Source organism: Collinsella aerofaciens, from assembly GCF_009876115.1.
GTDB classification, from domain to species: Bacteria; Actinomycetota; Coriobacteriia; order Coriobacteriales; family Coriobacteriaceae; genus Collinsella; species Collinsella aerofaciens_N.
On the sequence record NZ_WWSY01000006.1, the window covers coordinates 112993 to 136296 of the forward strand.

The 23304-nt window shown below is 58.9% G+C and carries 15 protein-coding genes and 2 rRNA genes; 4 read left to right on the forward strand and 13 right to left on the reverse strand.

What is annotated here, in order from left to right:
- Nucleotides 1-143 precede the first annotated feature (143 nt).
- Complete coding sequence (locus GT571_RS05025) at nt 144-1838, reverse strand: ATP-binding protein (protein WP_161145456.1); 1695 nt, start codon at nt 1836-1838, stop codon at nt 144-146.
- Between the two features lie 477 nt (nt 1839-2315).
- Between GT571_RS05025 and GT571_RS05030 the strand changes: the two genes are divergently transcribed.
- Complete coding sequence (locus GT571_RS05030) at nt 2316-3299, forward strand: DNA/RNA non-specific endonuclease (protein WP_022093948.1); 984 nt, start codon at nt 2316-2318, stop codon at nt 3297-3299.
- 129 nt (nt 3300-3428) lie between these two features.
- Here the strand turns inward: GT571_RS05030 and GT571_RS05035 are convergent, their stop codons facing one another.
- The 4 genes from GT571_RS05035 to GT571_RS05050 form a co-directional block, all read right to left on the reverse strand.
- Nucleotides 3429-5504 carry an elongation factor G gene (locus GT571_RS05035; RefSeq protein WP_022093945.1) on the reverse strand — a complete coding sequence of 692 codons (2076 nt, stop codon included), beginning with the start codon at nt 5502-5504 and terminating at the stop codon, nt 3429-3431.
- A gap of 297 nt (nt 5505-5801) precedes the next feature.
- The gene (locus tag GT571_RS05040) at nt 5802-6566 is read right to left on the reverse strand and encodes an amino acid ABC transporter ATP-binding protein (protein ID WP_161145455.1); all 765 of its coding nucleotides are present in this window, start codon (nt 6564-6566) and stop codon (nt 5802-5804) included.
- Nucleotides 6559-7212 carry an amino acid ABC transporter permease gene (locus GT571_RS05045; protein WP_006235606.1) on the reverse strand — a complete coding sequence of 218 codons (654 nt, stop codon included), beginning with the start codon at nt 7210-7212 and terminating at the stop codon, nt 6559-6561. Before GT571_RS05045 ends, GT571_RS05040 begins: the two co-directional genes overlap by 8 nt.
- Nucleotides 7212-8072, reverse strand: coding sequence for a transporter substrate-binding domain-containing protein (locus GT571_RS05050; RefSeq protein WP_138113587.1), 861 nt, complete (start codon nt 8070-8072; stop codon nt 7212-7214). The genes GT571_RS05045 and GT571_RS05050 overlap by 1 nt, the downstream gene beginning before the upstream one ends.
- 339 nt (nt 8073-8411) lie before the next feature.
- Here GT571_RS05050 and rlmD point away from each other — a divergent pair, with 339 nt between their 5' ends.
- Entirely contained in the window at nt 8412-9860 is a 1449-nt protein-coding gene (gene rlmD / locus GT571_RS05055) for a 23S rRNA (uracil(1939)-C(5))-methyltransferase RlmD (protein WP_161145454.1), read from the forward strand.
- A gap of 78 nt (nt 9861-9938) precedes the next feature.
- On the opposite strand, the gene GT571_RS05060 is transcribed toward rlmD, so the two are convergent.
- From GT571_RS05060 to tilS, 5 genes are all read right to left on the reverse strand, one after another.
- The gene (locus GT571_RS05060) at nt 9939-10760 is read right to left on the reverse strand and encodes a phosphatase (RefSeq protein ID WP_022093941.1); all 822 of its coding nucleotides are present in this window, start codon (nt 10758-10760) and stop codon (nt 9939-9941) included.
- A gap of 165 nt (nt 10761-10925) precedes the next feature.
- Entirely contained in the window at nt 10926-12110 is a 1185-nt protein-coding gene (locus tag GT571_RS05065) for a pyridoxal phosphate-dependent aminotransferase (RefSeq protein WP_161155880.1), read from the reverse strand.
- Nucleotides 12111-12299: 189 nt separating this feature from the next.
- The gene (gene ftsH / locus GT571_RS05070) at nt 12300-14378 is read right to left on the reverse strand and encodes an ATP-dependent zinc metalloprotease FtsH (protein WP_240136281.1); all 2079 of its coding nucleotides are present in this window, start codon (nt 14376-14378) and stop codon (nt 12300-12302) included.
- A 61-nt stretch (nt 14379-14439) separates the two neighbouring features.
- Complete coding sequence (gene hpt, locus GT571_RS05075) at nt 14440-14988, reverse strand: hypoxanthine phosphoribosyltransferase (RefSeq protein WP_117757872.1); 549 nt, start codon at nt 14986-14988, stop codon at nt 14440-14442.
- Nucleotides 14989-15135: 147 nt separating this feature from the next.
- Complete coding sequence (gene tilS / locus GT571_RS05080; RefSeq protein WP_192934643.1) at nt 15136-16674, reverse strand: tRNA lysidine(34) synthetase TilS; 1539 nt, start codon at nt 16672-16674, stop codon at nt 15136-15138.
- A gap of 48 nt (nt 16675-16722) precedes the next feature.
- Here tilS and GT571_RS05085 point away from each other — a divergent pair, with 48 nt between their 5' ends.
- Nucleotides 16723-17532 (forward strand): MBL fold metallo-hydrolase, encoded by an 810-nt coding sequence (locus tag GT571_RS05085; RefSeq protein WP_161155884.1) that lies wholly within the window; start codon nt 16723-16725, stop codon nt 17530-17532.
- 82 nt (nt 17533-17614) lie between these two features.
- Here the strand turns inward: GT571_RS05085 and GT571_RS05090 are convergent, their stop codons facing one another.
- Nucleotides 17615-18046, reverse strand: coding sequence for an Hsp20/alpha crystallin family protein (locus GT571_RS05090; RefSeq protein WP_040359532.1), 432 nt, complete (start codon nt 18044-18046; stop codon nt 17615-17617).
- A gap of 276 nt (nt 18047-18322) precedes the next feature.
- Here GT571_RS05090 and GT571_RS05095 point away from each other — a divergent pair, with 276 nt between their 5' ends.
- The gene (locus GT571_RS05095; protein WP_161155886.1) at nt 18323-18790 is read left to right on the forward strand and encodes a hypothetical protein; all 468 of its coding nucleotides are present in this window, start codon (nt 18323-18325) and stop codon (nt 18788-18790) included.
- A gap of 130 nt (nt 18791-18920) precedes the next feature.
- Here the strand turns inward: GT571_RS05095 and rrf are convergent.
- Nucleotides 18921-19036: ribosomal RNA gene (gene rrf / locus GT571_RS05100) — 5S ribosomal RNA — on the reverse strand.
- Nucleotides 19037-19181: 145 nt separating this feature from the next.
- Nucleotides 19182-22154, reverse strand: a 23S ribosomal RNA gene (locus GT571_RS05105).
- Nucleotides 22155-23304 lie beyond the last annotated feature (1150 nt).

Consider the following 23304-nt stretch of genomic DNA (forward strand, 5'->3'; position numbering starts at 1 on the left):
GTTTGGCGGGCATGGACCCGCAGACCTTCCAAAAAGGGACAGGTTTATTTTGGCAGGTTTTATCTGGGGAAACGTCGCGAGGCAGTCGCCCCTCTAGCACCCATCTAACTTCGAGAGGCACTAGAGAGGCGACTCGGCTGCATCTACTTCTTCCGATATCGGCGGTTACGACTCGTCGATGAACCCATTACCTCAATGAGTCCTTTATCTGCCATTTTTGGCAGATGGTAACGGACAGACGAAATTCTGACCCCCGATGCAACCGCTATTTCTCGCGCCGTCATATCCACTTCGGCGCTGAGAGCCTCCAGGATCCTATCCGCCGTCGAAGCTGACGATCCTCTGTTCAAATCGATAATTTCAAACGTGTCTTTGCCGCATTTTGACAGGACATGTTTATCCACAAGGTCCCCGCAGATCAGGCGAATGTCATCCGAATCCCACTTTAGGGCCTCTCGTATTTTTTGAACATCGCATACGCACCCATGCTCCCGCATAAACATGAGCAGTGTTTCCTCGCGATCCGTCAGCTCGGTGCCCACATGGCTCTGAATCCACGTGCGGTTTTCAGCTAGCTCCGCCCCGTGCCGGGAAAGCAGCACCGTAAACGAATCGGCCTTAACGATAAATTTCGGCCTGCCAAGCGAACGAGACTCCATCTCGCGAATCATAGCCGGGATACCAGATCCTTGGCTTTCCGCAACGGCCCCCTCGGCATGCTCTAACGGCGTCGCCCCCATTAGGCTCATGAGCTTTGGGTTTCGGCAGCGCGATTCCCCGTCCGCAAGATTGTCCACCGTCTTTCCGCCCCAAAGCCCGCCGGGGTTTTTGATCTCTATTCTGTCTGGATAGATATCGACACTCACGGCCTGCCCCACAAACATGGGTGAATATTCTCGATGGATGCAGGCATTTGCCAAGGCCTCGCGCAAAACCTCCTGGGGAACTTCCCAATCATCCCTTCTGCCAGTGCCTTGCACTATCGCCGCTTTGCGCAAGTTTCGTCCAATCGCGGCGAGGGCATCTTCGATGCAAGCCGGAATCGGGCCATCGCACAACTGGCGGTCAATAAACCGGGGCTGCCCGGGTGCAGATTTTTCCACATCGGAATGAACGGCGACATCGATCATGAGTTTGGGATAGAACTGCTGGGGGTAAATTCCCGCCGAAAGAAGCCCCGCGAGCTTCACGGCACCATCCTTTGTAGTGATATTGAGTCTGACCAGCTGCTTTTCCAGCGTATCGGCCCCGCGCAAAACGCGCGGGGTCTGCAGCCGGCGATTTGCGATAATAGACCGCACGACATCTGGATCCAAATCCTCGACCGTTGCCTCCGAAACCACCGTGCCGTCTGCATCGCTCGGAAGCAACGCACTCTGTAGCTCATATAGCTCAGCGGGTGACATCTTGATATCCTTATCGTCCACGCGCTTGTAGCTACCGTTCTGCACGCCGCGCGCGCCGATATAGCAAGGCTTCGCTTTAAGCTCAAGTTCAAAGATGCGCACCAGAAGCACCTGGAGCCCGTCGACCTCACCTCGATCAAGCTCGTACCGCGGCGCATGGGTCACCACCGCCGCTGAGCCTCCGTCTCCGATACCCGAAACAAACTGATCGCGCACCCTATCGATAGCAAAGTTAGCCGAAGGAACAAATCCTTCGGCTTCGTTCAGGCCCAAAATGATGAGCCCACCCGCAGTGTTCGCAAAAGCGCTCACTGTCTCCCATACGTCTGCACTCAATTTATTCGTGCAGGCTTTAACTTCTACCGATGCGTCATCGGTCCCTCGCCTGCGAAGGCGCTCGACGATAAGGCCAAGAGGTTCATCCAGCAGCATTGGCATTCCGTCTCTCTAAAACGATAGATTTATCTCTCTAAAGTATAGTATATCTCTCTAACTTTAGAGAGATAAGCACCTTATTTTAGAGAGACATTTAGAGAGATGTATCGAATTCGCTGTTAGATTACCCAATGTTATCTCTTTAACTGGCTTTCTCTTTGGAGAGACATTTAGAGAGACGAGCGCGACCTCTCTAATCAAGGGCACCACTCTTTAAGGTGCACACTCCCTAACCGTGCCCTAAGTTGCGGTGAAATAGTCCCCCGATTAACCTGCCAAAAAGGGACAGGTTTATTTTGGCGGGTTTTATCTAGGGAAACGCAAAATAGCCCCACATACACAACCACCGCAGCTCCATATGAGGCAAATGAATCAGTAGCGTCTATCCCAAATCTTGAGTATTTGTTCGACAGAACGGCCCCTGCCGGCTCCTGCTAGACTGGTAGATTCCCAACCGTCCATCCAGGAGCCGCAATGTCGCGCAAGTCCGCCTACAAGCAAGTACTTTCCATCGGCGCCGCCGTGGTGCTGGGGTTTGCGCTGTTCACAGGGTCGCTCGACGGAGCGCCCAAGTTGTTGTCGCCGCAAAGTGATGAACAGGCGGCAGCTCTGGCCGAAAAACAAAACGAAAGTCCCAGCCGCACCGACGACGAGGCGGACCTGGTCGATCGGCTCGAATCAGGAACGGCGAGCTCCCCGGACCCTCAAAACAGCCAGGACTCTGGCGATGGCTCCGATTCCGCCACAACCGACACCGGCGACGGCGCTTCCGCGGACAGCGCCGCCACCCCCATCGACGAGGTCGAAAACCCCGACCTCAACCGCGCCCGCGGTGTTTATCTCAGCAGCATTCCCGACTACGCCGGCAACCCCTACGTTGCCCTGCGCGCCGACAGCACGCACCCGCTCGGCACACCATCATTCACGCTCGATGAATACGAGCGCGCTACAGAAGAGGGTTGCTTTAAGAAGTTCTCCAAGCTTGACAGCCTGGGCCGCACCCGCAAAGCGCTCGCCTGCGTGGGCCCCGAATCACTCGGTCAAGGCGAGCGCGGCGATATCTCGCGTATCCATCCCGCTGGATGGCGCCAGCAGCGCTACGACTTTATTCCGGGCCAGAGCCTCTACAACCGCTGCCATCTCATCGCCTGGTCGCTCTGCGGCGAAAACGCCAACCGCAAGAATCTCCTCACCGGCACGCGTTATCTCAACGAGACAGGCATGCTGCCGTTTGAGGAGCAGATTCTCGGCTACATCCGCGAGACGGGCAACCACGTGCTCTATCGCGTCACACCCATGTATAACGAAGAGGAACTTGTCTGCCGCGGCGTGCGCCTTGAGGCGCAATCGGTCGAGGACCACGGCAAGACCCTCTGCTTCCACGTGTACTGCTACAACCTGCAGCCGCACGTGCAGATCGACTACGCCACCGGCCGCAACCAGGCATCCGGAGACTAGTGCCGACCGCACCGCCCGTAACCCAAAAATGATTCGTTTTCCTCCGTCCCCATGGGATCAAAAAAGGCCGCCCTGGATTACCCAGGGCGGCCTTTTCGTCAGCGTCCACATTGCAGGCAAAACCACACGCTACTTGGCGCGGCCCTCCTCATAGCGCTCGACCAGCTTGGCCTGAACATCGTAGGGAACCTGCTCGTAGCCAGCGGGCTTCATGGTAAAGTCACCCGTGCCGCGCGTGATAGAGCGCAGGCGCGTCGAATAATCCGTCAGCTCTGCCAGCGGCGCCTGGGCAATGACCACGGTGTCGCCGCGCTCATCGGTCTCCATACCCGTCACGCGACCGCGCGATGCCGAGATGTCGCCCATCACAGCGCCGGCGTAGCTTTCGGGAATAGTCACCGTGATTTCCTCGATGGGCTCCAGCACCACCGGGTCGGCATCGGCGCACGCCTTGCGCAGGCCGATGCGAGCCGCCGCGCGGAACGCCATCTCGTTGGAGTCGACGCTGTGATACGAGCCGTCGTACACAGCCACGCGAATGCCCGTGAGCGGGTAGCCGGCAATGATGCCGTCCTTCATGGTCTCCTGGACACCCTTGTCCACGGCGGGGATGAGCGAGCGCGGGATGCGGCCACCCACGACCTCGTCTACAAACTCATAGCCATCGCTCGTGCCGTCGGGCCCAATGAGCGGCTCAACGCGCAGCCAGCAGTCGCCATACTGACCGGCACCGCCAGTCTGTTTCTTGTGGCGGCCCTGCGCGCTTGCCGTACGGCGAATGGTCTCGCGATACGGAATGCGGATCGGCACGCTCTTGGCCACGACCTTGGTGCGATCCTCCAAACGGTTGAGCAGCACCGAAACCTGCGCCTCACCAACGGCGGAGATAATGGTCTGGCCCGTCTCCTCGTCACGATCGATGCTCATGGTCGGATCGGCCTTGCAGGCCTTCTCGATAAACGTGTAGAGCTTCTCTTCGTCGCCGCGATTCTCAGCCTCGATGGCGATGCGGTACTGCGAGTTGGGGAACTTAAACGCCGCAGCCTCGACCTTGCCGGTAATCGAGAGCGTATCGCCCGTCTCGGCCGCCAGCTTGGGTGCCACGATAATGTCGCCGGCATAGGCGTGACCGACCTCGGTCATGTCGCGGCCGCACATCACATACAGGTGAGCCAGACGGTCGCCCTTGCGCGTGCGCGCGTTGACCAGCTCAAGGCCCGGCTCAAGCGTACCCGTCAGCACCTTAATAAAGCTGATGCGACCCTGCTGCGGATCGGCCAGGGTCTTAAACACAAACGCCACCGGACGATCATCGTCGCTTGAAATCTTGAGCGAATCGCCGTCGATAAGCGGCATCTCGCCGTAGTCGGTCGGCGCCGGGAAGTATGTGGCGATGTCGTCCATCAGCGAGTTGACGCCCTGCTCCTTAATGCAATCGCCCGCAAAGACCGGCACAAAGATGCGCTCGGCGATCGCCTTCGACAGCAGGCCTTCAAGCTCCTCCTGCGTCAGCGTCTCCTCGCCTTCCAAGTACTTCATCATCAGTTCATCGTCAGCCTCGGCCACCAGCTCGCACAGATGGTCATGGGCTTCCTCGGCCTGGGCACGATACTCCTCGGGAATCTCCGACTCAACGGCTTCGGTGCCGTTGCAATGGCGCGCCTTCATGCGCACCAGGTCGATGATGCCGTCAAAGTCCTCGCCCTCGCCCCAGGGAAGGGTCACGGCGCCCAGGCGCGTGCCAAAGCGCTCTTGCAGCAGGTCCATCGTGGTCGCAAAGCTGGCCTCGGAGCGCGACAGGCGGTTTACGAACACCGCACGCGCCAGTCGCAGGTCCTCGGCGGCATACCAGAGCTTAACCGTCGTAGGCTGCGGGCCGGCCTCGGCGTCGACCACAAACAGAGCCGTCTCGCAGACGCTCATCGCGGCAAAGGCGTCGCCGATAAAATCGGGGTAGCACGGGGCATCGAGCACATTGATGCGCGCGCCCTTCCAGTCGATCGGCGCGATGGTCGTCGAGATGGAAAATGCACGCTTGACCTCTTCGGGGTCATAGTCGAGCGTGGGCTTGGTGCCGTCGTGGCCGCCCAGGCGGGCGGTCTTGCCGGAAAGGTGGAGCATGGCCTCGGCGAGTGAAGTCTTGCCCACCCCGCCTTGGCCTACGAGCACCACGTTCCTTACGTTACCGGTCTTGGGAGCACCCATGATGACCTCCTTGCAGGGCCGCGCGCAATGCGCGACGCCAACGGGGAGAGTTCGCGGTCGGTGCCATCCCGGGAGCAGCATGGTCGGCAGCCGAGCCGACTCACCCTCCAAATGTCCTATGCCACCACCCTACCCTCACGGGCGGCTGTCCATGCATACCTTTCGGCGCACGTATGAATACAGGCGGCGAGAGGACAGAGCAAGTATGCCAGGTGATTATTAAACCCCATCGATACAAATAAAAGCCGCCGCAGTCCATAAGACCCGCGGCGGCTTCTTCTCAATACATAGCTGAGCTTAGCCCTCGATACGACTCAAGAACTCACGGGTACGTTGCTCACGCGGATGATCGATAACCTGCTCGGCCGGGCCCTCCTCGACAATGCGGCCTCCGTCCATAAAGACCACGCGATCGGCAACATCGCGCGCAAACTGCATCGCATGGGTCACGATCACCATCGTCATATTCTGCGCCGCCAGGTCTTTAATGACACGCAGCACCTCGGCCGTTAGCTCGGGATCGAGCGCCGAGGTCGGCTCGTCAAAGAATAAGATTTCCGGATCGAGCGCCAGGGCGCGGGCGATACTCACACGCTGTTGCTGACCGCCCGAAAGCTCACACGGCACCTTGTTCTCGTTGCCCGTCAGCCCCATTTGTGCAATCAGCTCGTGAGCGCGGGCTTCCGCCTGCTCGCGCGGACGCTTAAGCACGCGAATCGGCGCATCGGTGATGTTTTTCATCACCGTATAGTGCGGGAACAGGTTGTAATTTTGGAACACCAGGCCGAATCGCGAGCGCGCCTGCTTGGGCACATCGCCCTTCGCATAGACCGCGCCCGAACCCGCATCCGTCGCAACGGCAAGGTCGCCAAACGAGAGCGAGCCTCCGTCGAGTGACTCGAGCAGCGTGGCACACCGCAGCAGCGTGGACTTGCCGCCACCCGAAGGCCCGATAATCGCCACGACCTCGCCACGCTTCACCTCAAGCGAGATATCCTTGAGCACCTCATTGCCGCCAAACGCCTTACGCGCGTTCGATATATTCATTACCGAATTAATCATGGTAGTAATCCAATTTTTTCTCGGCGGCGCCCAGCAGCATCTCGACGACGAAATTAAAGACCCAGTAAATCAGCGCCGCGATCGCAAACGGCACCATGCTCACCTGCGAGGCGACCAGCGCCTTGGCCGTCGAGAACATCTCACCCACGCCAATGGCAAACGCCAGCGACGTGTCCTTGACCAGCGTGATGATCTCGTTGCCCATCGCCGGCAGAATACGCTTGGCGACCTGCGGCATCACGATATACAGAAACGTCTGCACGCGCGAATAGCCCAGCACCTCGGCAGCCTCGTATTGACCGCGCGGAATGGACTGCAAGCCCGAGCGATAGATCTCGGCAAAGTAACCGGCGTAGTTGATGATGAACGCCACGACGCACGCCGTCCACTTGGAATCGGGCGTGAGCGAAATGCCAAACACGTAGTACGGGGCAAAGTAGATGGCAAACATCTGCAGCATGAGCGGCGTACCGCGCATGACCGAAATGTAGATGCGCGCAATCCAGCGAAGCGGCGCGATTTTGCTCATGCGCATAAACGCCACGGGGATTCCCAGCGGAATCGACCCCAGCAGTGTCAGCACAAACAACTGCAAACTGACCAAGAATCCCTGGCCAAGCATCTGCATCATGACCTGAATAGACATTACTTGAGCACCCAATTATCGAAAGATAGACCATAGCTTGAATACTTGTCGCAGAGATCCTTAACCGTACCGTAATCGTAGAGTGCCTTGAGCGACTCGGTCACGGCGTCGGCCGACTTGGTGTCGCCCTTCTTAAAGCCGACGGCGTAGTGCTCGCTGGACAGCGGCTCATCAAGCTGCGTATAAGCATCGGGCTTGGCGGCAAGCTGATACTGGGCAATCGAAAGGTCGCAAGCCACGGCATCGACCGCGCCGCTCTCGAGCTGCATAAACGCCGTGTTGTACTCACCGATGGTGTCGAGCGTGGCAAACGTCGCCGCCAGATCCTTCTGGTCACCCTCAAGCACATCCTGCGCAGCGGAATCGGTCTGGGTAATCACGGTCTTGCCGGCAAGATCGTCCCAGCTCTTGATGCCTGCATCCTTCTTTACCACCAGCACCTGCTCGTTGAGCATGTACGGCTCGGAGAACGTGTAGTCGTCCTCACGGCCCTCCATGGTAAAGCCATTCCAGATGCAGTTGATGGCGCCCGAGTTAAGCAGCGTATCCTTGGCATCCCAGTCGATGGCCTCGTATTTGACCTCCCAGCCCTGCTTATCGGCAACAGCCTTGGCCAGATCGAGATCAAAGCCGGTGTACTCGCCATCGTCGCCCACAAAGCCGTACGGAGGATAGGACTTATCAAAGCCCACCACGAGCTTCTTGGACTCCGCAGCGCCCTTCACATCCTTGGCCGCGGCAGAGCCAGCAGCGGAGCCCTTGCCGGCACCACCGCCGCAACCGACAAGACCAAGGCCAAGCACCGTAGCGAGCGAGCCGGCTAGACCAACAAACTGACGACGAGACATATCGGTGTTCATGGTATCCCCCCTTGATGGCACTTTAGTTAAGTAAAGTGAGTCGTGTAACGTCCAGAATCATACACTTTAGTGAGATGGAGTACAAGGGAGGGTTTGCCCGCCGGGTGCCGGGGCAGGGGTTAAGTTTGCTGCTCTACAGTCCTGCTCGCGACGGAGAGCACATTAAGTGCTCTCCTGTTCGTGCGGAACTCGCGACAAACTTAACCCCTGCCCCGGCACCCGGCGGGCAAACGTCGTTGGGTTTATCACTGACATGAAGTGGGCGCTTGCATATCGTCCGCTAGCTTGGCACGATACAATGCTTTCAGATTTCAATTTGTAAATTAGTGGGGTTAATTCATGGCAGAATCTCGTGCGGAGCGTAAGGCTCGTCGTGCTTTGATCGAGGCGGCTGAGGGGTCGGGGGAGAAAAAATCTTCTAAGAAATCCAAGTCGTCTCTGAATGCGAAGGGTAAGTCGGCTAAGGGCAAGGCTAAGGCCAAGCGTCCCGGCTCTCGTCGGAGCGAGGATAAGGCATCTCAGACTCGCTCCAAGCGCCCGTATAAGAATCCGGTTCCGTCTGCGCGTGAGGCTGTGGATCCCAAGTCTCCCTGTTCCATCATGAGAGCTTGTGGCGGATGCACGGCGCTCAATCGTCCTTATAAAAAGCAGTTGGCAGCTAAGCAGGCTGCTATGGAGGAGCTTTTTGCTTCGCTTTGTGAGCGTGAGGGCATTGCTGTAGATCCTATTCGTGGCATGGGTGTCACCCTGGGCGACCCGGGCAAATATCCTGCGCCGCGCGGTTTTCGCCATAAGGCCGCCACTCCCTTTGCTCCCGGTAAGGAGGGCGCTGTCCGTTGCGGTTTCTTTGAGCGCGGCACGCACAAGATCGTTGCCGTACCCGAATGCCCCGTCGAGGCACCGGGCGCCCGTCAGATTCTCAACGGCATCGCACGCGAAGCTGAGCGGCTGCATATTCCCGCCTTTAATGAGGACAAGCATCTTGGTTTGCTTCGCTATGCCGTCGTCCGCTGCGGTTGGCGTACCGACCAGGTCATGGTCACGCTCGTGACCGCTCAGCGCGACTTGCCGCATGCGCAGGAGTTCTTTGAGGCTGTCGCCGCACTCGATCCGCGCATCGTCACCGTCGCCCAAAACATCAACGGACGCCCCGGCAACGCCATCCTCGGCGAGGAAACCCGCATCGTGTATGGCGCCGAATGCATGCGCGACCAGCTGCTCGGCTGCGAATTCGACATCTCCCCCACCGCGTTTTATCAGACCAACCCGCAACAGACCGAGCTGCTCTATCAGCTCGCTATCGACGGCATGGATTTGCACCAGGGCGATGTGCTCATGGATGCCTACTGTGGCAGCGGTACCATCGGTCTTTGCGCAGCTAAAGATGCCCAGAACAAGGGTATCGGCATTATGCTGCTCGGCGTTGAGCGCAACCCGGCGGGCATTGCCGACGCACGTCGCAATGCCGAGCTCAACGGCCTCACCCGCAGCGCTTGGTTTATGGCCGACGACGCCACCGACTACATCCTGGATGCCGCCGACAACAACGAACGCGTCGACGTTCTTTCCATCGACCCGCCGCGCGCCGGCTCCACGCCCGAGTTCCTCGAAGCTGCCTGCGCACTTAAGCCGCGCCGCATCACCTATATCAGCTGCAACCCCGTGACCCAAGAGCGCGACCTGCACCAGCTCCTCGACGGAGGCTATCGCCTGCTCAAGATCACGCCAGTCGACATGTTCCCTCACACCGACCACACCGAAACCGTAGCGGTCCTCGAACGCCGCTAACCAACCTCAGTAGATTTTTGGGACAAGAAAGGGGGCGACCCGCCTGGGCCGCCCCCTTCGCTTGGTTTATAAACTCCGCTACATCCCATTGCGCAGATCGCACACGCCGGCTGCCGCCATCTCGCACAGCAGCGTCTCGCGGTCGCGCGTCACGATCAAATCCAGTGGGAAGTGAATCTCGTCGAGCATCTTGCGCGCGTGATCGAGCTTGCCAATGGCCATGCCAATGTGGGCATCGGTCGACACGCCAATGCCCACGCCCAGCTCGGCGCAGCGCTCGGCAATCTTGCGGCATACGGCCCAATGCTCAGTGTCGACACCGTGTTCAAGACTATGGTTGTTGATCTCGATAATCTTGTGCTTGGCCTTAGCTGCCAACAGCACCTCGTCGATATCGAACGGCACGCCCGAACGCCCCGTGTGACCCAGCATGAACACCTTGGGGTGCTCCAGGGCATTGATATACATCTCGGTCGTCTGGGCCAGCGTCGCGCCCTCAGCAATCTGCGGATTATGCACGCTCGCAACCAAATAATCCAAATTACGCGTAACCAAATCGAACAGCGAATGCTGACGGCTGTACGAATCGCCGGCAATATCGAGCGTGACAGGAGTGTCCTCGCCAAACAGGCTTCCGTCCAGCGAAACGATATCGGCCTCGGCACCACGCAGCACCAGCACGCCGCTCCAAATGCGCGGCCAGATATCCTGGTTGATAAAGAACTGGTAACTGCGCAGGTCATTGGGGCAAGCCGTAACCATAGAGCTCAAATGGTCGGCAGATCCGAGCACCTGCAGACCACGCTCTGCCGCCCAGTACACATTCTCCTCAATGGTCGAATATGCATGCGCAGAGAACATCGTATGGGTATGAATGTCACAAGAAAGCAGGTAGGGCATCAGGTCTCCTTATCTGGCACGGCCGTCGCTTATATTCATTGTACGCATAGCCTTCGATAGTCGTAAAACCACTCCATCCCAAAGACACAACGTCCATGACAACGGGGTCCGGCTTAACACCAAACCCCGTTTCACGTAAAACATTGTAGGCAGAGCGCTTTACTTTTAACGATACTCGTCCGCCAACTGTTTCCAAGCGGGTAGCGAATTGACAATCGTTTCGTAGCTCACGCAATAGCCCAGGCGGAACCAACCCGGCATACCAAAGCTGTCCGAGGGAACCGCAAGCAACTCATACTTCTTTGCGCGCTCGCAAAACGCATTCGCATCGGGCTCCAATGCTTTCACCCATAGGTAGAACGCGCCATCCGGCTCAACATAGGTGTAGCCATACTCCGCTAGTGCGTCGGTAAGCGCGGTGCGGTTGCGTGCATAGGCCTCGACATCGCTCGGTTCATCAATGCAGTCGATGATTACACGCTGGAAGAGGGCCGGTGCGCACACGAAGCCCAGCGTGCGGGCGGCACCGGCGACGGCCGGCATCAGGCGAGCAGCTTGCGGATTGGTATTGGGGACCAAAATCCAGCCCACACGTTCACCCGGTAGCGAAAGGGACTTGGAATACGAATAGCACACGATGGTGTGCTCATAGATCGAAGGCACCCAGGGCACTTCGGCGCCATACACAATCTCACGGTACGGTTCGTCCGAGATCAGCATAATCGGATTCTCGGGATCGCGCTGAGCGTTGGCCTCGCGCAGAGTATTCGCCAGGCGTGTCAACGTTTCACGCGTATACACGGCACCCGTGGGGTTATTCGGCGAATCGATAATGACCGCCGCTGTCTTGTCGGTGATCGCCTTGAGCACGTTACCCACGCTCAGCTGAAACGTATCTTCATCGGCGAGCGCCTCGACACACGTACAGCCGGCCTTCTCAATCCAAACGCGATACTCCGGAAAGTACGGGGCGATAACGATGACCTCGTCACCCGGATTGGTAACGGCGTTGAGCGTGCAGGTGAGCGAGGCCGCCGCACCTACCGTCATAAAGACATCCTTGCCCTCATAGCTCGTGCCAAAGCGACGGTTGAGCGATTCGGCGACGGCTGCTCGACATTGCGGCAGGCCCGGAGCGGGGGTGTAGCCGTGCAGCTGGTCGCTCGGCAGCTCCAAAGCCTTCTTAATGGATTCAGCCACGGCAGCAGGCGCCGGAACACTCGGGTTGCCCAGCGAGAAATCGAACACGTTTTCTGCGCCGATCTGCGCCTTGCGCTCAAGACCATAGCTAAAGATCTCGCGGATGATGGAGCTTTCCGCGCCGCGAGCAAACATGGTTTCGTTGATCATCTGTTCCCCTTTCGCATAGGCGCTATTGTACGCTTTAGCTGAGCAAAGTACCCCAGCAATGTTGATTGGGGACAGACTTAAATACGTGAAAACGCTCATTTAAGTCTGTCCCCAATCAACAGACGGCCCCATATCGGCCAAAAGGAAAAACCTCCGCAGGTTTCCCAGCGGAGGCTTTCGCTACAAGAACTATTTGTCGGCGTCGGTGTTGCCGTCAGCATTGACGGCATTGCCCTCGTCAGCATCCTCAGATGCGGCTTCGGCATCCTCCTGCATGGCCGCCTGCGCAAAAGCCGCGGCATCGGCCGCCAGCTCCTCCTCACTCATGCGAGGCGCACGCTTCTTAGGCGGCATACCGGCCGCCTTGGCGTTGCGCTCCTCCTTGGCCGCCAGGATATCGCCCTCGCGCTCAAGGTAGGCGTCCCACTCGTTATCGAGCAGGGCATTCACGGCATCGCCCTCGACAGTCTCGCGCTCGAGCAACACCTTGGCCATCAGGTCGAGCTGATCGCGACGGGCATCCAGGATCTCGACAGCACGACGATGGGCCTCGCGCATAATGCGCTGGACCTCGATGTCGATACGGCGCGCCGTCTCCTCGGAGTAATCCTGATGATCGGCATAGTCGCGGCCCAAGAACACCTGATGCTGCGCCTCACCGAAAACCTGCGTACCCAATTCTTCGCTCATGCCCAGGCGCGTGACCATCTCGCGCGCCATCTTAGTTGCGCGCTCCAGGTCGTTGCTCGCGCCCGACGTAATGTCATCGCACATGAGCTCCTCGGCCACGCGACCGCCCAAGAACACGGCGAGCTCGTCGAGCATCTCGTTCTTGGTCTTGAGGAAGTGATCTTCCTGCGGCAGCTGCAGTGTATAGCCCAGAGCCTGACCGCGACTGACAATCGAGATCTTGTGGACGGGGTCGGAGTGCTCCAGGATATGACCGACCAACGCGTGGCCACTCTCGTGATACGCGATCGTGGTACGCTCGGCCTCGGTCATCACACGGCCCTTGCGCTGCGGTCCGGCAATCACACGCTCCATCGACTCCTCGACCTCGTCCATCGAAATCACGGAACGATGACGGCGAGCGGCAAGCAGCGCGGACTCGTTGAGCAGGTTCGCCAAATCGGCACCGGTAAAGCCAACGGTCATCTGGGCGAGCTTCTCGAACTTCACGTCCTCGTCCATCGGCTTGTTCTCGGCATGCACGCGCAAAATCTGCTCGCGACCCTTTACGTCCGGACGGTCGACCGTGACCTGACGGTCAAAACGGCCGGGACGCAGCAGTGCCGGATCCAGAATGTCGGGGCGGTTGGTGGCAGCGATCAGGATGACCGACTCGCTCTCCTCAAAACCGTCCATCTCGACCAGCAGCTGGTTGAGCGTCTGCTCGCGCTCGTCGTGGCCGCCGCCCAAGCCGGCACCGCGCTGACGTCCTACGGCGTCGATCTCGTCGATAAAGATGATCGACGGGGCCTGGGACTTGGCCTCCTTAAAGAGGTCGCGCACGCGGCTGGCGCCGACGCCTACGAACATCTCGACAAAGTCAGAGCCCGAGATGCTAAAGAACGGCACGCCCGCCTCGCCGGCAACGGCCTTGGCCAGCAACGTCTTACCGGTACCCGGAGGGCCCACCAGCAACACGCCACGCGGGATCTTGGCGCCCAGCTTGCGATAGCGCTCCGGATCGCTCAAAAAGTCACGGATCTCCTCGAGCTCCTCGACCGCCTCGTCCACGCCAGCGACATCCTCAAACTTGACCTTGGGGCGCGTAGCCTCGTTGGTCTTGGCGTTGGTCTTGCCAAACTGCATGTTCCTGCTGTTGGCACCCATCATCTGGCGCATAAAGTAGAACATGATGGCAATCAGGGCAATCGTCGGCAGCACGCTCATCGCCAAGTCGCCCCAAAAATCAGGGTCGTTGGTGTTGACGATGTACTTGGTATCGGGGTGCTCCGCCATGAGCTCGGCAAGCGAATCGGAACCGACATAGGTCGAGGAAAAGCTCTTGAGCTCGCTCGTGTCGCCCTTGTCCTTTTTCGTCTTCCAGTAATGACCCGTCACGCTTCCGTCCTGAACCGTATAGGTCAGATCTTCGACGCGATCCTGCTTGATGGCGCTGACCATCTCACTCGTCGCGAGCTTTACGGTATTGCTGGATTTGGCAAAGCCGGAGCCCATGTTAAAGAAGGCGTAACCCAGGAGCGCGCAAGCCAAAAGAAAATACAGCCAGCCCGTACGCGTGGGCTTCTTGCCTCCGGGCATCCCCGGGATCTTTGGGTCCCGGGGAGTCTGGGAATTGTTGTCGTTACGGTCGTCGGGCATCTTACGAATAAACCTCCGGTTTCAAAATGCCCAGATACGGAAGGTTGCGATAGCGCTCGGCATAGTCGAGGCCGTAGCCCACCACAAAGGCATCGGGGCAATGGGTTCCAACATACTTGGGCGTGACGGCCGAGACGCGGTCCTCAACGTCCTTCCACAGGAAGGCGGCGACCTCCAGCGAGGCGGGCTTGCGGCTCTCAAGGTTCTTCATCAGATACTTGAGCGTCAGCCCCGAGTCCAGAATGTCTTCGACGATCAGCACGTCGCGACCACGGATGTCGATATCCAGGTCCTTAATGATACGCACGATACCCGAGGACTTCACGCCGTCGCCATAGCTCGAAACAGCCATGAAATCGATGTTGGTCGGCAGCTCGATCTTGCGCATCAGGTCCCCCATAAAGACCACGGCACCGCGCAGGACCGCAATCAGCACCAGATCCTTACCCGCGTAGTCGCGAGTAATCTGCTCGCCCAAGCGAGAGACGATACCGTCGATATCCTCCTGCGTGAACAGAACCTTCTCGATATCCGGATGTTGAGAAGCCATGACAACCCTTTCTTGTGCTTATCGCCCACACACCGCCGTATGGACGCGAACTACACATTCTAGCAGCGCACGGGGTAAATTTACCAGCCCGTGCGCCATCAGCGCGGGAATACCGTCAACGTCGCACAGAATAGCAGGCGTGGGACGCTATTCCGCATCGACCACGCGGAGCAGATATGCCACGCGCGTTGCGGCCGTGCACTTAAAACGCTCGTCCGCGCGAACTCCGGCGACCCACACCACGGCACCCCCCGGCGCCGTCCTCACCATGGGCACGCCGGCGCGCTCGGAAACGGGAATGCGAGCCTCACCTAGCAAGTCGGATACTTTCTTGCTTCGGCCACTCATCCCTAACGGGCACATCACGTCTCCCGGTGCGGGACCGTCCACCCACAGGCGCGCCAATCGCGCCTCGGCAGGGATCTCGCCACGCGAGCCCGCCAGGATCCGCTCACTATCGCTGTCGGCAAAACCCAGGGCAGCCGCGTCTACCAAAGCTGTCACTTCCCCGGCAGCCGCAAGCTCACGGGCGCGGCGCACGATATCGCATCCCGGCTCAACGACCATCGGTTCTGTGACCAGCATACGTCCCCCGCCCAACGGCAAACGACCGGGTACGGTAACCCAGCCCGCAACCAGGCCCTCGCGAGCCGCCGGCGCCTTAAACGCCAGCATGCCAAACTCAATGCGTGCGTCAATCCCCGCCGGAAGCGTGACCGAGCCGGCGCCCTCGGCAACGCAGGAAAGGACTCGCTCCACATGTCGCATCTCTGGACGAGCGTCCGGATCGATGCGCTTAATCGCCAGTCGCACGATGCGCCGCGCGATTACCACCTCGGCCGCAGCAAGGCGCCTGGCATCGAGCACCAGCGCCCCCGCCGTCTCCTTACGCAGGCAGCTTCGAAACGCCTGTGCCGAAAGCTGAGACAAAAACGCGTCCTCATCGCCTAAGATCTCGCAGGCGGCGCCAATCGTCTTGCAGACGCTCGCGTTGCGCTGCGCCACCACCGGCATCACTCGATGGCGTACGTAGTTTCGCAGATACGAGATATCCTCATTGCTCTCGTCTTCACGCCACGGCTGACCATGTACCTGTAGATAGCCCACGAGCTCGCCATGAGTTAGGTCGAGCAAGGGACGCACCACGATATTCCTCCGGCGAGGAATGCTCGATAGGCCAGCGGGCCCCGAACCCTTAATCGCGTTCATCAAAAACGTTTCCGCGCGATCCGAAGACGTGTGCGCGGTGCAGATACGAGCCGCCGTTCGCGGTGCCCCCGTCTGGGCGCAGAGCTCGCGAACATACCTCCGCGCCGCGGCATAGCGCACCTCGCGGGCCGCGGCCTCAATATTGCCCGACTCCCCATCAAAATAAGCGTGCTCCACGCACAGCGGTAAACCATATTTCGCGCAGAGCTCACGCACAAAGGCCTCGTCGCCATCGGACGCCTTGCCGCGCAGATGATGGTTTACATGCAGCACATGCAGGCGCTCGCGAGCAATGGGGGCAACACCGCGTCCGTCTTGGATATCCAGCTTTGATGTGCACGCCATAAGAAGCAGTGCCGTCGAGTCCGCGCCGCCTGATACCATGAGCACGACAGGAGCAGCCTGCTGCCTCGTCCGGGTCTCATCGACTGCCCCAGGCACGGCATGGTGTCCATAATGCTGAGATACCGTAGGCATTTGCTTCCTCCTCTATTCGTCCGCACCCATTGTATCCTTTGGAATCTTATGTCTCGTCTGCACCTTCATATCCTCGGCAGTGGCTCTAAAGGCAACTGCGCACTCATCGAGGGCCCGCAGGGGCTCATTATGGTCGATGACGGACTGTCTCGCCGCGAGACATTAAAGCGCATGGCAGAACTGGGGCTCTCGACAGACAACGTCTCGGCTCTTCTCATTACTCATGAGCATAGCGATCACATCAAGGGTCTCGATGTCTGGTGCAAGCACTGGCACGGTCCCCTCTTTGCCAGCAGGGGCACTCTTTCGAACAAAGAAAATCTTTCGCATCTGCCTGTCGAGGAATTCGATCCCGGCGACGCCCTATCCATTGCCGGCATCCACGTGCAAACCTACTCAACATCACACGATGTCATCAATCCAGTCGGTTATCGATTCGACGCCCTCGATGATTCCATCGGCTTTGCCACCGACACCGGAGAGCTATCAAGCCAAGCCATGAACACCCTCAAAGATTGTCGAGTCCTCGCGCTCGAAAGCAACCATGATGTGACCATGCTGCGCGAGGGAGAATATCCCCGCTTTCTTCAGGAGCGCATCCTGTCTGCAAGGGGACACCTCTCCAATGGCCAAGCCGCCGAAGCCGCGCGCGAACTTGTTACCGATCGCACCGAACAGCTCATTGCCATGCATATCAGCCAAGATAACAATCGTCCGAGCCTTACCGTCAAAAGCTATGCCAAAGCTCTGGCCGCAACCCTGAATGACGAGGTCGGCAGCTCCGCAACCCTTCTCCAAGGATCGCGAAAACTCTCGATACGCCCTGCGAGTCAGTATCAGCCGGCAACCATTCAATAGACTGTCCTAGACAGCAAAAGGGGCCGAGAATCGCTTCCCAGCCCCTTTTGCTGTCTTTTAATAGCGCAGAACACCAACGAAGTTAGTCGATGGAGATCTTCGTAACGTTCTTCTTCTCGACGATCTTGGGAACCGTAACGGTCAGGATGCCGTCAGCGTACTTAGCCGAGAGGCCCTCGCTCGAAGCGTCCTTTAGATACACGCCACGCGTCGCGCTGTACGAGCTGAACTCCTTCTGCAGGAAGTTCTTGCCCTCGTTCTCCTCGTCTTCCTCGACATTCACGCTAATGGACAGACGGCCCTCATTGAGCTCGACATCGATATCGTCCTTGGCGACACCGGTCAGATAGGCCTTGACCTCATAGCCGTCGCCCTTATCCTCAACGTCAACGGGAAACGCTTTGGAAGCAATCGAGTTATTTGCAAGGTCGGTCATATCATCAAACAGATCGAACAGCGAGCTAGCAGAAGGACGAACGCCAAAAACCGAACGATAAGGAACCATGCTTGCCATGTTTACCACTCCTTTTAGGACTGCCGAGCCATCTTCTAGGTGACTGGGACTTCTTTTGACGCTCTTATATATGCCCACACAGTGCTTATATATACATCGACTATAAAGTTTTTTGAGTCCAGTACTATAAGCATATCTAAGTGTGCATGACTAAGGTTTTAGTAAGGTTAAGGTTCTTTGAACCAGAGCTTAAATAACAAGTATGTTCGCAGCTACAAATAGCAAGGGGCTTACAATGAGCGCGTACACGTTGTTGGTAACGAGCTAAAGGGCATCATGGACGAACAAAGCCAGAACAAAATGTTTATGCCGACGCAGGGGGAAGATACTTCCACGCAGCCGCCGCGGTTCCATCGCCCCCACATCTCGCAAGAGCCCATTAATGATCCGGAGCCCGAGTATGTGACGAGAAATCGATATCAAACGCTCGAGGATGCCCAAACGGGACGTAAACATATGGGCGTCGCCTCGGGAGACCCTGTATATCTGAAAGACGCACCATTATCTAAACACAGCGCAACTAGTGATGAGCCAATGAAAGCATCCGTCACTCATCAACAAAGAGGTCCTCGACCAAAGCAAACCTTGACGCATTCGGCTCGCTATCTCGAAACGCCAAAACAGGGAAAATCGATCTTCGTTTCGTCAAGTAAACGACGCAAGCAGCATCGACTGACAATCCTGCTTTTGATCATTGTGGCCATAGCAGTTGCCCTTGTTATTCGATTTATTTTCTTTAAATAAAAGCTCAATACCAAAAAGAATTAAATCGTCTGGCGTAAATGAGTCATTTATGCCCCGTAAACGCAAGAAAGGGGGAGGCCGCGAGGCCCCCCCCTTCTTCAAGTCATCAGACGGCTCGGTGCCGTCCACCGGTCAGCGGCGCCCTGGCCTCCCACGGGCTGGCCCCGCAGTACTCTCGGCGCGATGGGGCTTAGCTTCCGGGTTCGGAACGGGACCGGGCGTGCCCCCCATGCTCTGGCCGCTGACCGGTGGGCGGCGCCCACCGTTACGGTGTCCTGGGTCGCATACACGTGCCCTGGGGGCCGCATGGCGCATAGGAGGAGTCGACTCGGGGGCATCCTCGTGCCCGGACCGCGCATGAGCGCTCAGTCCCGCGGGCCGCGAGGTGCGGTTCCGGAAGAGCTCGGGCGATTAGTGCGGCTCGGCTGAGGCTGTCGCCAGCCTTGCACCTGCCGTCTATCGACCAGGTAGTCTACCTGGGCCCTTACCGGAAGGAGAACTAATCCCTGGAACGGCTTCCCGCTTAGATGCCTTCAGCGGTTATCCGCGCCGCACGCGGCTACCCGGCCGTGCCGTTGGTCGACAACCGGTTCACCGGAGGTGCGTCCACCCCGGTCCTCTCGTACTGGGGGCAGCCTCCATCGATTCTCCTGCGCCCACGGAGGATAGGGACCGAACTGTCTCACGACGTTCTGAACCCAGCTCGCGTACCGCTTTAAACGGCGAACAGCCGTACCCTTGGGACCTGCTCCAGCCCCAGGATGCGATGAGCCGACATCGAGGTGCCAAACCTTGCCGTCGATGTGGACTCTTGGGCAAGATCAGCCTGTTATCCCCGGAGTACCTTTTATCCGTTGAGCGACGGCCCACCCACTCGGGGCCGCCGGATCACTAGAGCCTGCTTTCGCACCTGCTCGGCTTGTGGGCCTCGCAGTCAAGCCCGCTTGTACTCTTGCATTCAAAAGGACGGTTGCCGACCGTCCCGAGCGGACCTTCGCGCGCCTCCGTTACCCTTTAGGAGGCGACCGCCCCAGTCAAACTGCCCGCCTGGCACGGTCCCCGAGCCGGTTGACGGCCTCGGGTTAGGACGCCGGTCGCGCGAGGGCAGTATTCCAAGGGCGGCTCCCCGGGGGCTGGCGCCTCCGGATCTGTGCCTCCTGCCTATCCTCTACACGCGGGACCAGCGGCCAATGCCAAGCTGCAGTGAAGGTTCACGGGGTCTTTCCGTCCTTCCGCGGGTAAGTCGCATCTTCACGACCAGTGCAATTTCACCGGGTCCATGGTCGAGACAGCGCCCAAGTCGTTGCGCCTTTCGTGCAGGTCGGAACTTACCCGACAAGGAATTTCGCTACCTTAGGACCGTTATAGTTACGGCCGCCGTTTACCGGGGCTTGGCTTCGGGGCTTCGCCTTGCGGCTAACTCCTCCGCGTGACCTTCCGGCACCGGGCAGGCGTCAGACCCTATACGTCGCCTTGCGGCTTCTGCAGAGTCCTGTGTTTTTGGTAAACAGTCGCTTGGGCCTCTCCACTGCGGCCCGCCTCCGCTCCCCGGGCGAGCCGGTTCACGTACGCGCGGGCACCCCTTCTCCCGAAGTTACGGGGCCATTGTGCCGAGTTCCTTGACCATGGTTGACCCGATCGCCTCGGTATGTTCTACCCACCCACCTGTGTCGGTTTGCGGTACGGGCGCGCACGCGCCTGCCTAGGGGTTTTTCTAGGGACCTCGGGCTCACTCGCTTCGCTCTGATGCTTCGTCCGGAGCCTCGCCCTCGTGCGGACCGGATTTCCCTGGTCCGCGGGCCGCGCTCCATCACGGGGACGTCCAGAACCCCGCCGAGCCACCCCCATCCGTCGCCCCGTCGGTCGTAGCGCCGCGTGCGCGGTGCAGGAATGTCTGCCTGCTGCGCGTCGGCTACGCCTACCGGCCTCGCCTTAGCCCCCGACTGACCCTGGGAGGATTAGCCTTGCCCAGGAAACCTCGGGTTCACGGCGGACGAGTTACTCTCTCGTCTCTCGCTACTCATGCCAGCATTCTCACTCCCATGCGCTCCACCGCCGGTCGCCCGGCGGCTTCACCGCCCATGGGAAGCTCCCCTACCGATTCTGAAAATCAAAATCCCGCCGCTTCGGTGTCCAGCTTAGCCCCGTGTATTGTCGGCGCATGTCCACTCGACCAGTGAGCTGTTACGCACTCTTTGAATGCATGGCTGCTTCTAAGCCAACATCCTGGTTGTCTGGGCGGACGCACATCCTTTGCCACTCGGCTGGAACTTGGGGACCTTAGCGGGCGGTCCGGGCTGTTTCCCTCTCGAGCACACAGCTTAGCCCACATGCTCTGACTGCCGCGCTCTGGGCCGCCGGCATTCGGAGTTCGGTTGGATTCGGTAGGCGGCGAAGCCCCCTCGTCCATCCGGTGCTCTACCTCCGGCGGTGAACGCGCGACGCTAGCCCTAAAGCTATTTCGGGGAGAACGAGATATCTCCGGGTTTGATTGGCCTTTCACCCCTATCCGCAGGTCATCGCCGCCGTTTTCAACCGACGTGCGTTCGGCCCTCCACGGGGTCTTACCCCCGCTTCAGCCTGCCCACGGATAGCTCACCCGGCTTCGCGTCCGCGGCGCGGGACTCAAGTCGCCCTGTTAAGGCTCGCTTTCGCTCCGGCTCCCTTTCGGTTAACCTCGCCCCGCGCCAGCGACTCGCTGGCTCATTCTACAAAAGGCACGCCGTCACAACTGAAAGTTGCTCCGACTGCTCGTGGGCGCACGGTTTCAGGTACTGTTTCACTCCCCTCCCGGGGTGCTTTTCACCTTTCCCTCACGGTACTGGTGCGCTATCGGTCACAGGGTAGTACTCAGGCTTGGATGGTGGTCCACCCAGGTTCGGACCGGGTTTCACGTGCCCGGCCCTACTCAGGGACCGCGTCGCGCCGTCCGGTCTGGGTTCGCGTACGGGGCTGTCACCCGCTGCGGCCGGCCCTCCCATGCCGTTCCGCTCCCCAGCCGGACCTGCGCCCGGGGGCGGCAGCCCCCGGATGCGCGGCCCTGCAACCCCGTCGGCGGAACCCCTGCCGGGTATGCCCGCTCGACGGTTTGGCCATCGGTCCCCTTTCGCTCGCCGCTACTCGGGGAGTCTCGAGATTGATTTCCTCTCCTCCGGGTACTTAGATGTTTCAGTTCCCCGGGTTGTCCTCCCCGGCCCTATGTGTTCAGGGTGGGGATATCCACACTGCTGTGGATGGGTTCGCCCATTCGGAGACCCCCGGGTCGAAGGATGTGTGCTCCTCGCCGGGGATTATCGCAGCTTGCCGCGTCCTTCATCGGCTCCCTGTGCCAAGGCATCCGCCGTGCGCCCGTGGTATCTTGCGGGACCGCATCGGGCCCGCGGGATATCCACGTGTCGCTAATTAAGTCAATTAATCGATATCATGAATAGCGCTCGTATGTCGCAATTCGGGTATCTCATACCGCGGCACAGTGTCTTCACTGTGCTCGCGATCAGATGCTCCTCACTCATTAATAAGTGAATTCTTCTTGTTTGGATCGGATGAATGATTGCTATCATTCTCTGTTAAATCGCAGAAAAGAATCGAGTCTGGAAGAATTGGATCTTCCATCTCTCTCCTATCGCTATGCGGCTCTCAAGGTACGCGGGTGCGACCCCGGGGACCGGGTGCTGCGGGGACTTCCCCCGGGCGACATCCACCGGACGGGCTCCTGCCCTCTATTCGAGTTAAGTTGATCTCTCTAGAAGATTTATCTCCCTAGAAAGGAGGTGATCCAGCCGCACCTTCCGGTACGGCTACCTTGTTACGACTTCACCCCCCTCACCCTCCACACCTTCGGCGCCTCCCCCCTTGCGGTTGGGCCGGCGACTTCGGGTGCAGACGACTCGGGTGGTGTGACGGGCGGTGTGTACANATGGGTTCGCCCATTCGGAGACCCCCGGGTCGAAGGATGTGTGCTCCTCGCCGGGGATTATCGCAGCTTGCCGCGTCCTTCATCGGCTCCCTGTGCCAAGGCATCCGCCGTGCGCCCGTGGTATCTTGCGGGACCGCATCGGGCCCGCGGGATATCCACGTGTCGCTAATTAATCTAATTAATCGATATCATGAATAGCGCTCGTATGTCGCAATTCGGGTATCTCATACCGCGGCACAGCAGTTGTACTGTGCTCGCGATCAGATGCTCCTCACTCATTAATAAGTGAATTCTTCTTGTTTGGATCGGATGAATGATTGCTATCATTCTTGATTTAATCGCAGAAAAGAATCGAGTCTGGAAGAATTGGATCTTCCATCTCTCTCCTATCGCTATGCGGCTCTCAAGGTACGCGGGTGCGACCCCGGGGACCGGGTGCTGCGGGGACTTCATCCAGGTCAGACATCTACCGGACGGGCTCCTGCCCTCTATTCGAGTTAAAGTTAGTCTCTCTAAGAACGTATCTCCCTAGAAAGGAGGTGATCCAGCCGCACCTTCCGGTACGGCTACCTTGTTACGACTTCACCCCCCTCACCCT